General features: G+C 58.2%; 10 protein-coding genes. 7 read left to right on the forward strand and 3 right to left on the reverse strand.

Annotated elements, in window-relative coordinates; all coding sequences use genetic code 11:
* The first annotated feature begins 175 nt into the window (after positions 1 to 175).
* Together ACVOLS_RS20640 and ACVOLS_RS20645 are read left to right on the forward strand one after the other, a co-directional pair.
* On the forward strand, positions 176 to 700 hold the full coding sequence (locus ACVOLS_RS20640) for a hypothetical protein (RefSeq protein WP_481547179.1): 525 nt from the start codon (positions 176 to 178) through the stop codon (positions 698 to 700).
* A gap of 76 nt (positions 701 to 776) precedes the next feature.
* Positions 777 to 1,349: a hypothetical protein gene (locus ACVOLS_RS20645; protein WP_481547180.1), complete on the forward strand. Its 573-nt coding sequence runs from the start codon at positions 777 to 779 to the stop codon at positions 1,347 to 1,349.
* A gap of 887 nt (positions 1,350 to 2,236) precedes the next feature.
* Here ACVOLS_RS20645 and ACVOLS_RS20650 read toward each other — a convergent pair.
* Positions 2,237 to 2,512, reverse strand: coding sequence for a helix-turn-helix domain-containing protein (locus ACVOLS_RS20650; protein ID WP_481547181.1), 276 nt, complete (start codon positions 2,510 to 2,512; stop codon positions 2,237 to 2,239).
* A 97-nt stretch (positions 2,513 to 2,609) separates the two neighbouring features.
* Here ACVOLS_RS20650 and ACVOLS_RS20655 point away from each other — a divergent pair, with 97 nt between their 5' ends.
* From ACVOLS_RS20655 to ACVOLS_RS20675, 5 genes are all read left to right on the forward strand, one after another.
* Complete coding sequence (locus ACVOLS_RS20655) at positions 2,610 to 3,002, forward strand: hypothetical protein (RefSeq protein ID WP_481547182.1); 393 nt, start codon at positions 2,610 to 2,612, stop codon at positions 3,000 to 3,002.
* Positions 3,003 to 3,012: 10 nt separating this feature from the next.
* On the forward strand, positions 3,013 to 3,495 hold the full coding sequence (locus ACVOLS_RS20660) for a hypothetical protein (protein ID WP_481547183.1): 483 nt from the start codon (positions 3,013 to 3,015) through the stop codon (positions 3,493 to 3,495).
* Positions 3,496 to 3,697: 202 nt separating this feature from the next.
* Positions 3,698 to 4,474 (forward strand): hypothetical protein, encoded by a 777-nt coding sequence (locus ACVOLS_RS20665; protein WP_481547184.1) that lies wholly within the window; start codon positions 3,698 to 3,700, stop codon positions 4,472 to 4,474.
* 14 nt (positions 4,475 to 4,488) lie between these two features.
* Positions 4,489 to 4,974 (forward strand): type II toxin-antitoxin system VapC family toxin, encoded by a 486-nt coding sequence (locus tag ACVOLS_RS20670; RefSeq protein ID WP_481547185.1) that lies wholly within the window; start codon positions 4,489 to 4,491, stop codon positions 4,972 to 4,974.
* A 257-nt stretch (positions 4,975 to 5,231) separates the two neighbouring features.
* Positions 5,232 to 5,852: a thymidine kinase gene (locus ACVOLS_RS20675; RefSeq protein WP_481547186.1), complete on the forward strand. Its 621-nt coding sequence runs from the start codon at positions 5,232 to 5,234 to the stop codon at positions 5,850 to 5,852.
* 175 nt (positions 5,853 to 6,027) lie between these two features.
* Here the strand turns inward: ACVOLS_RS20675 and ACVOLS_RS20680 are convergent, their stop codons facing one another.
* The gene (locus ACVOLS_RS20680; RefSeq protein ID WP_481547188.1) at positions 6,028 to 7,632 is read right to left on the reverse strand and encodes an OpgD/OpgG family glucan biosynthesis protein; all 1,605 of its coding nucleotides are present in this window, start codon (positions 7,630 to 7,632) and stop codon (positions 6,028 to 6,030) included.
* A gap of 343 nt (positions 7,633 to 7,975) precedes the next feature.
* Positions 7,976 to 9,013: a DUF4380 domain-containing protein gene (locus tag ACVOLS_RS20685; protein ID WP_481547187.1), complete on the reverse strand. Its 1,038-nt coding sequence runs from the start codon at positions 9,011 to 9,013 to the stop codon at positions 7,976 to 7,978.
* Positions 9,014 to 9,189 lie beyond the last annotated feature (176 nt).

The raw sequence follows: 9,189 nt of genomic DNA on the forward strand, positions 1-9,189 counted from the left end.
TTTTACAATCCAACACGCCGCCACAGCCATCTAGGCGGGGTCAGTCCTGACGAGTTCGAGGCAGCGCATCGCCACCCTCGGTCAGGTGTCCACTAAATCCTGGGAACTCCATGGGAAGAAGCGGTTTACCCTCGAAAGGGTCAAAGGGAAAGACAGTCCCTACAAGATTGGCAACTTGGAATGGGCTTCAAAGCGCAAGCAAACCGGCACACGGAAAGTTGCCCGCTGGCACAAGCTAAAAGATGGAACCTCGGTTACCACAAAGCAGTTAGCGAAACGAGCAGGAAAGACTTACAACACCGTCTACAAACAGCTGGCAAGCGGAAAGGAGCCGGAGAAGATTCTGGCACACGTTCCAACTGACCTCATGAGTAGCTGGATATGGCCTCACCATCTCCAAATGCTAGAAGAATCCTATAAGAAGCGCGCCAAGCAAAAGCAAAGCCGATTGACCTGGGCAATTGAATTGTTTCAAAACTATCTAGAAGTCGCTCGTTATGAGGACATGAGTGATCCGCAGATGAGTGAAATTGTCGAAAAGCTCAACAGCGAGCTCTCTTCACTTGAATCCGAGAGGATTCGCATAATCAAACAAATGAAGCTCGACAAGAAGTCTGAGATCATCAATTTCGCGCTCTCAATCAAACACAACGCGTCAGATTCATTTCTTTCCAAAGCTCTTCCGCAAACACAGAAGTAGCTGCTTTGCAAATCATTGCAAAGATGTTCGGAGGTATAAGCACGTGTAGCCTATCCAGAAAGCCGGAGCTCTTATCATGACCCTCGATCTGAACACCCTCCAGTCCACTGGCAAATCCATGATTAAGAAGAGTGAAACCTCTTCTAACTACGCATCTGCAACAACCTGCACCCCGATGAGTTCTCCAACACTTGTCCGAAAGGCCGCAAATCAGCCCAAGCAGCCAGCTCAGAAGAAGATTTCGTCCAGACAGGACCGAAATGAAACGGAATCCGCCTCAAGAATGTCCGTTCAGCCATATTCCTCAAACATAGGTGCACCCGTCGCCACAATCAATGAACTGAACGCGAAACTGCGCGTTTCAAAGAGTCAAACGATGAGTAATCTGCAAACGCACGAGTCCTTGGACCAATCCCGCCGCAATGCTGAAGCTGCTACGTACAATTCTGGACGATCCGCAGTGCAACGCGCCGACTTCCTGTTCAAAGCAGCAACCTCGAGTTCGACCACAGTCGCAATGGGAAAGAGCGCTCATGCTGTTCGCATGAACGGAAACCTATCGGCACCAGCACCCTACGTTGCCCGTAAGACAGAGGACAGGCGCACGTGGTTCAACGATAGCTATATGCACCGGCTTGGCGGGAAATGACCCGGTGAATAAAAGTGAAGAAAGGTCTATCTCCGAGACAGCGCCAAGCCGCACTAATGCTCGCAAGTGGTTACACGTCAAGGAAAGCAGCTGAAGCCTTGAACGTCACTGCGAAAACATTGTGCCAATGGAATGCGCGCACTGACTTTCGCATGCTCGTCGATCAACTTCTAAATGAGTCACAAGCCGAGGCTGCTAGAGCACTCAGCGGCCTAGCAGCCCATGCAGTTGAACGACTTGCAGAGCTCTTGACATCCAACAACGAGTCAGTTGCCCAACGGGCAATCAGCATCATTCTTGACCATCGTGCCGACCGCCAGCCAACGTACACCCCGTCCGGCACTACTGACGCTTGGAATTCAATCCTTGCAAGGGTATGTAAGTATGAGAAAGCAGGGGCAGAATAGATATGTGGAATCAACTGAAGCAAGGGAGAACTTCCGGGTCGATTCTCTTGGGTGCGACGGCGGACCCTATGTCCAGGCAGTAATGCTGTATGCGGTCGCCAAAGCGATTGGGCGACCAGTGGCAGCCATGCCTCGACCGGAGCCCGACCAGCTCTGGTCTTCGTTCAAGGCTGCAATTGATTGCAAAGCTATCGCCCTAACTCACCTACCGCTCCCACTACTGTCCTTCGGTGAACGCTTCGCTCTCGCTGTAGGGACAACGTTCTGCACAGAACAGCTTCCAACGGGAGAGACCTTTCTCGAAATCACAGATGCCGCAACTGAGATTGGAACTGAGTTCGCAGGAAAAATCGCGCTATCCGCAATACTCAGAATGCATGCTGTTCGCTCGGTACTTCCTAGCTCGATACTTCGGCTTCACGGTGAGCGCGGCATAGCGGAGGCTCTTCAATATCCGGCAACTTCAGACGTGCTCTCGCATTAGGTGCCACTGAGAGCATTACGGTAGACCGGATGAGCCTCTGCTCTGCGAACTAGTTCCGCGCCTTCGACGTTCAGTGCCGATGCAAGCGATAGCAGGGTGCCTAATGTGGGCTGACGTAACCCACGTTCCAAAAGTGAGATGTAGGTTCTATCAAGCTCACTTTCAAAGGCAAGCTCCTGTTGAGATATCCCCTTCTCCTCACGGATTTGGCGCAATATCTCTCCGAAAGAGGTTTGCAGCGCGTCCCTACGTTTTTCCTTGACGGTTGCCATAGGCATCCGACTTTGGGAGTGGCGCGACTGTAGGTCGACGGACTATAGTCTTCAGATGGTGGCAATCCTTGCCACCGCAACCAAGGGAGGGGGACCAATGGCTATCTGTAAGTCATGCGGCAAGGAAAAGGCTGGGCTAATGTCAGACCTGTGCGGGAAATGCATAGGCACTCAGGACACCTCGACGGCCAACGTAGTCGCCGTCTCGAATCCCACCTCAACACCGGAAGAGGCGCTCTCAGAGGGCGAGTACACGGCAATGATTGGACAAGCAATCATCTGGCTGAGCCTCATCGGTGCGGCACTTTGTATTTTTATGTTTGGAAGGATTCAGGTTTCCGAAGGACTTTACTCAACAAAGACCATTTGGAGCAGCACACTGGTAGCGACATATGCAGTCGCTGGCGTGAATGGCGCTTTTTTCGGATTCCTTTTATCAAAGATTGGCAGCGTCCTAATCCGCCTTGATCAGCTGAAGAACAAGGACTGAGAGAACCGACATGCAGAAGCGGTTTCATCTTTTCGGCATCGTCCTCGTCAGCATGTTGGGGCTAACCGGCTTTAACTCCTTCGGACCCGTCAAGGATCCGAACTATCAGACACTAGCGACTGCACAACTTCCATCCGACGCCGGAGACGTCATCATGGCAGGAGCGGGAGCTTGGGCAGTCAATGCCAACGGTTTCTCCGATATCCGGAGCCAGCCAATCCCGCTGCTGGGCTCGTTGCTTATAACGAAGAATGGACTCTATTTTCAGCAGTGGATCGAACCAGAAGAACGGTATGACACGATGCTGCTGATCCAACATCATGACATTGCATCACTACGGATAGAGGAGTTTGGCCGCAGCGTCCGCGTGGTGGTCAAAAAGAAGGACCTTTCCGTCACATCCATCTCTTACATGACCGGCCCAGCTGGAGTGGTCGACCAAGAAAAGACCAAGCAGGCGCTGGAGAGACTAAGGACGCAGCTCAGGCCATGAACCGAAGGGCGCTATCCGGGATGCTCTCGCTAACGTGCAAGCCATAGGGCACCCTTACCCAAGCCATTGAAAGACAATAGATTGAAGATCGACGCAGGCCATTGGCGCAGTTGATAGCGTCGCAGCGGAGGAGACCGAAGAGCGATATCTCTAACGTCTTCCTTATTGTGCAGCCGCCCAGTCGCGGCTAGGCTGATCAACTATGGCAAAGAAGCGGAAACTATTTTTTTCTGTATCCGACCAGGCCGACGGTCACGACGTGACTCCGGAGACGGTGCCGCTTGGCCTTCTGAAAGATTTTGTGAGGGATGTTGCGGCGTTTGTTCGTGGCGGAGACAAAGAAATTGATTCATCGGACTTGCTTGTCTCAGTAGTGAAGGGGTCGCTTGCTCTTCAATCACATGAAGAGTTGCCTGAAGGATTGGCTATTTGGCATGACATAGAACGGCTATCGAGTGGCCGTCTAGATGGCGTTGACCCAAAACGCGCATCCGTTGCTGAAAAGTGGCGACTGGAAGCGATCAAGAGGCCGAGCCGGACCTTCCGCATTTCCGATACGGCCAACACGAACGTTGTGGCGATAAATGCCAACACGTTTTTTATCAACGAAATCCGATCAAATTGGATTTTTGTTGAGCGGTATCTATCCGGCACCGTTGAAGACTTTGGCGGGGCAACCGCACCGAATATTCATCTGCGGCTAGACGATGGCTCTAGCCTGAAGATCGATGCAACACGTCAACAGATTCGCGAGCAAGAACTGAATCCGGTCTATCACACGGTGGTTATGCGCGTGGAATTGGAAGAAGACCTTGTAACAGGTGAAAAGCGAAATGCCCGGTTTTTAGGCTTCGCCGGTTACGATCCGCGAATTGATGACGACGAATACGAAAGAGCCATAGAAGCCGGTCAAGCTGCATGGAAAGACGTTGGGGACGCAGCCGATTGGGTTAGGAAGATTCGAGGGGGTAAGGAGTGACACCGCACGCTGTGATGCTCGATACCAGTTTCCTTATCACGTACTCCGATCCCACCCGCACACATCATGCGGTGGCAAAGGCGTACTTCCGGGAAGCCATCCGACTGAAGTTGCCGCTGCTGCTGTCTACACTTGTTGTCGCTGAGTTCGAGCGTAAGCAACCCCTAAGCGATCTTGGCCTGCACAACTTCATGGTTGTGCCCTTCAATTTCGATGATGGGCAAGCGGCCGCACGCTTTGCTGAGCAGTTGTTCCCCAAGGATGCGGAAAACGACCGGGTTTGCCTCGCAGCAGATGTAAAAATCGTGGCGCAAGCCAAGCGAGCGGGTGCAAGGGTCATCCTGACTGAAGATCACAAGAGCATGGCAAAGTACGTTGACGGTCTTCGGGGCAAGGGCTTGATAGACTGCTATCCGATCTTGGCCAAAGACGGATTTGACGCCGCCAAGCTGACCAACCCGGCAGCACCTGGCCTGCCTTTCCCGGCTCCCGCCTCATAAACGGCCTGAGCCAACGGCGCAGCCCACACCACCAACCGCCATCAGGATGCACCTTTTCAGGCGCAACTAGGGCAGGCCATCTTCGGCAATTGATTGCGTAGATGAGGGAGGCTCTGTCTAGGGAAAAATGAAGGGCACCATCGATTCCGACAACGGGTAGCGCCGGAAAAACCGGGTATTCAAGAGGGTACCCGCCAGACCCAACGACTAGTGCTTGAAGATTAATTGAATTAAATCAAAAAGATAAAATTTTTATTGTGGCCAAGCTCTATTTCTACTATTCGGCGATGAACGCCGGCAAGACCACCACCCTGCTGCAGTCCGCGCACAACTACCGCGAGCGCGGCATGCGCGTCGCCCTGCTGACCCCGCACCTGGACCACCGCGCCGGTACCGGCGTGGTCGCCTCGCGGATCGGCCTGCAGGCTGAAGCAACCACCTTCGAGCGCGATACCGACCTGGAGAAGCTGATCCAGCAGGACATCGCCGCCCACGGCAAGCTCGGCTGCGTACTGGTCGACGAAGCACAGTTCCTGAGCAAATCGCAGGTGTGGCAGCTGTCCGAGGTGGTCGACCAGCTGCGCATCCCGGTGCTGTGTTACGGGCTGCGCACCGATTTCCGTGGCGAACTGTTCGAAGGCAGCCAGTACCTGCTGGCCTGGGCCGACGAGATGCAGGAGATCAAGACCATCTGCCATAGCGGCAAGAAAGCGACGATGACCGTACGCGTGGACGAGAACGGCTTTGCCGTGCAGGACGGCCCACAGGTGGAGATCGGCGGCAACGACCGCTATGTGTCGGTAAGCCGCGCAGAGTTCAAGAAGATCACGCGCGGCGAGGGGCGGATTGATCCGATGCAGGCGCCGCTGCCGTTGTAACAGGAACTCGCGGGGGTGATGCGTCCCTTCTCCCGTTCACGGGAGAAGGTGCCCCGAAGGGGCGGATGAGGGGAGCTTCTGGGACTCGATGCCTGCTTGCCAAGAGCTTGCCCTCACCCCAACCCCTCTCCCGTAACCGGGAGAGGGGCTTAAGCAAAAGCTTCAAGCAAAGCCCTCAATACAAGGTCCGCTCCGGCGCACCGGCTGCCGGCGGGGTGTACTGGTACAACCACGTCTCGGTCAGGGTCTTGCCGCCGCTGCGCAGGTAGAGCCGTACGTCGATCTGCTCGGTGCTGCCGTCCGGCGGCACCAGGTCGAACATGGCGCGATAGCCCTTGATCTCACGCAGCGGGCGCGCGGAGACCACTTCCACGCGGCCACGGCTGGTTTCCACCACCGCCTCAACGTCGGCCTTATCGATCAGGCTGGCCAGTTCGCCGCCTTCGAAATCGACGGCGAAGCGCCACGAGAAGTACTCGCGCTTCTTGCCGATGATGCCGCCCAGGCCGGTGCGGCTGGCCACGCAGTGGGCGAGCGGCGGACGTGCCGGCGGCTCGGCGCCCCAGTACAGGCGGTAGCCAACCAACAGCTCCTGGCCCGGCTGCGGCTTGGCCTTGGGGTTCCAGAACGCAACGATGTTGTCGAAGGTTTCATCGACGGTGGGAATCTCGACCAGCTGCACCGAGCCTTCGCCCCATTGCCCCTTGGGTTCGATCCACAGGCAGGGGCGCTTCTCGTAGAACACGCCGTCGTCCTGGTAATGGTCGAAGTTGCGATCACGCTGCAGCAGGCCGAAGCCACGCGGGTTGTTGTCGACGAACATGTTGAAGCGCAGGTTTGCCGGGTTGCACAGCGGCCGCCAGATCCACTCGCCGGCACCGTTCCACATCGACAAGCCGTCGGTGTCATGGATCTCCGGGCGCCAGTCCCAATCCATGCGGCGGTCGTTCTCGCCCACCTGGTACATGCTGGTGCACGGCGCGATGCCGAGCCGTTCGATTTCCTTGCGCGGGTACAACGCGCTGTCGATATCCATCAGCAGTACATCGCCATTGGTGATGGCGAAACGATAGGCACCGGCAACGCTCGGCGAGTCCAGCAGACCGTAGACCACCAGCGTGTCCGAGTCGGCTGACGGCTGCTCCAGGTAATAGGCGATGAAGTCCGGGAACTCCTCCGGGCGGCCCATGCCGGTATCGATGGCCAAGCCACGCGCCGACTGCCCGTACTGGCCTTCCTTGCCTACCGCACGGAAGTAGCTGGCGCCGAGGAATGCAGCGAAGTCACGGTCGGTATCGCTGCGGGTATTGAGGCGGAAACCAGCAAAGCCCAGGTCGGCTGGCAACTCGCCATCGTGGATGCCACTCTTGCCGTAGTTGAAGGCCGCACCGTCATAGGCCAGTTCCTGCGCCTTGCCATCGACCACGTCGAACATGCGTACCGGCGAATGGAAGTACAGGCCGAGGTGGAAGAACTTTGCCTGGAACTTGCCGGGCTGGTCAGCCCACAGCGCATGATCCTGGCGATAGCCGATGGACTGGTACTGATCCCAGTCGAGTTTCTCCAGCGCGCCCGGCAGGGTGCGCTTGTGGCTCTTGTACGGCGCCTGCGCCAGCGCGCGCGCCTGGCCTTTGAGCGTGGCGAAGTCGAAAGGCTGCGGCTGGCCCAGGCGACGCAGGCCCAGCTGCGCGGGTTTGCCCGCAGCACAGGCGCTGAAGGCCGGAAGACCAAAGGCCGCCAGGGCGGCAGCGGCGTTGCGCAGGAAGTCGCGTCGTTGCATGGAAAGCAGGCCGATAGGGGACCGCAGCATGGTAGGCGCAATTGCGTGAATCGACAGCCTTGGACGGGCGGCGAATGAACACCTGCTTCAGCCAACCGGCGAAAAGCCCCCCTCCCCAACCCTCCCCTTGCCTGCGGCAAAGGGAGGGGGCAGAACCAGGTAGTGCCGAGCCATGCTCGGCAGGGGCCTCACCGGTAGAGCCCCCAGTGCAGCACCGCTGCACCCTGCGCAAAAGCGCCCTCACCCCAACCCCTCTCCTGCCTGCAGGAGAGGGGCTTGTAGTGCCGAGCCATGCTCGGCAGAAGCTTCACCGGCAACGCCCCAAGCGCAACATGGCTGCGCCCTACCGACAAGCACCCGCCAACTGCAACGCCGCCGCATGCGCGCACAGGAATCCACGCTGCGCCGTCGCGTCATCACCGCCCTCCCATTGCAACAGCGTCCATTGCTCGGCTGCCTGCATCCGGTCGCCGGCTTGCAGCTCACGGTAAGGCGCGTGCACTTCCATCTCCAGCAAACCCTCGGCGACACCACCGGCATCCAGATACAGCTCGACCTGGGCCTGCTCGGGATGGATGCTGGCACGCGGCTGCTTGGCAAAATGGATGATCAAGGCCTGGCTGCCATTGAAGCCGGCCATCCAGCCCACCGTCGGCTGCACGAACCATTTGCCGCGCGGCCCCATGCTGCCAGCACCGGCGTGCAGTACCAGCATGCCATCCTCAAAGCGATGGTCCGGCATCGCCGGATCGGGCGCACCTTCCACGCGGATATCGCTGGCCTTGCTGACCGGCACGAAGACACGGGTAGCGGGGTGGACGCGGGTGTTGAACCACAGATCCCAGGCGACCGGGGTGTCACGGATGTTCTGCCCGCTGACCTGCAGCTGCACGGTATCGGCGCGCTCGGGGGCAAGTTGGAATGACTTCTCCAACTGCATGCCAGTTACCGGGCTGGCGGCGCCGCGCAGACGCAGTTGCTCGGCATCGCGCTGCAGCCATTGCGCAGGGGCCAGCGACAGCCACGGATCCGGCGGCCAGTTGGCGGCAGCTGCTCGGCGCTCGGTATTGAGCTGCTGGTGCAGCCACCACTGCGATTGCGGGCCAACCCAGACGTCATGGCCGAGGTAGGCGATGTCATCGCTGCTGGCGTTTACCGCCGGATCCGGTTGCGTGCGGACCGCTGCGCCTATGCGCAGGAAATTCGGTTCGCCTTTGCGCTGCAGCGACAGCACCCGGCCGCCGAAGGCTGAGGTCAGCTGTAGTTGCAGCTCGCTGCTCTCCAGCACTGCGGAGTTGTCGTCTGCCGGGGTGTGGGGTTGCGCGATCGCCAAGGATGGCAGCACCAGCAGGCAGAGGGTGATTCGATGATGCAGCTGCATGGGGTGCTCCCTGCGGGTCAGTGCGGATCATGGCAGAGCTTGCAGCGATCGTGCCGCGGTAGTGGGGGGGGGGGGGGGGGGGGGGGGGGGGGGGCGCGGCGGCCGGGGGGGCGCGGGCGGTGGCGCGCGCGGGGGGGGGGGGGGGGGGGGCGGGTGGGGGGCGGGTGGAGGCCACG

This window comes from Stenotrophomonas sp. STEN038, assembly GCF_056759895.1.